Here is a 768-nt window from a genome sequence, read left to right as displayed (position 1 = left end):
GTGGAGCCAATCTTGAAATACCAGCCTGGTCAATTTGGGGTTCTAACTCAGGTCCATTATCTGGATCGAGGACACTGTGTGGTGGGTAGTTTGACTGGGGCGGTCTCCTCCCAAAGAGTAACGGAGGAGCACGAAGGTCGGCTAATCCTGGTCGGACATCAGGAGGTTAGTGCAATGGCATAAGCCGGCTTAACTGCGAGACAGACACGTCGAGCAGGTACGAAAGTAGGTCATAGTGATCCGGTGGTTCTGTATGGAAGGGCCATCGCTCAACGGATAAAAGGTACTCCGGGGATAACAGGCTGATACCGCCCAAGAGTTCACATCGACGGCGGTGTTTGGCACCTCGATGTCGGCTCATCACATCCTGGGGCTGAAGCCGGTCCCAAGGGTATGGCTGTTCGCCATTTAAAGTGGTACGCGAGCTGGGTTTAGAACGTCGTGAGACAGTTCGGTCCCTATCTGCCGTGGGCGTTTGAGATTTGAGAAGAGTTGCTCCTAGTACGAGAGGACCGGAGTGAACGAACCTCTGGTGTTCCGGTTGTATCGCCAGATGCATTGCCGGGTAGCTATGTTCGGACAGGATAACCGCTGAAAGCATCTAAGCGGGAAGCCCCCTTCAAGATGAGATCTCACTGGAGCTTCGAGCTCCCTGTAGGGCCCTTGAAGACTACAAGGTTGATAGGTCAGGTGTGTAAGCGTTGCGAGGCGTTGAGCTAACTGATACTAATTGCCCGTGAGGCTTGACCATATAACACCCAAACTTGG

The 768-nt window shown here is 53.3% G+C and carries 1 rRNA gene; it reads left to right on the top strand.

The features are described from left to right. Window positions 1-751, top strand: a 23S ribosomal RNA gene (locus ACFOMG_RS16620); the annotation flags it as partial. Window positions 752-768 lie beyond the last annotated feature (17 nt).

Source organism: Bacterioplanoides pacificum, assembly GCF_042648445.1.
Classification (GTDB): Bacteria; Pseudomonadota; Gammaproteobacteria; order Pseudomonadales; family Oceanobacteraceae; genus Bacterioplanoides; species Bacterioplanoides pacificum.
Note: the sequence above shows the minus strand (reverse complement) of the source record. Positions and strands in the feature narration are given on the sequence as shown.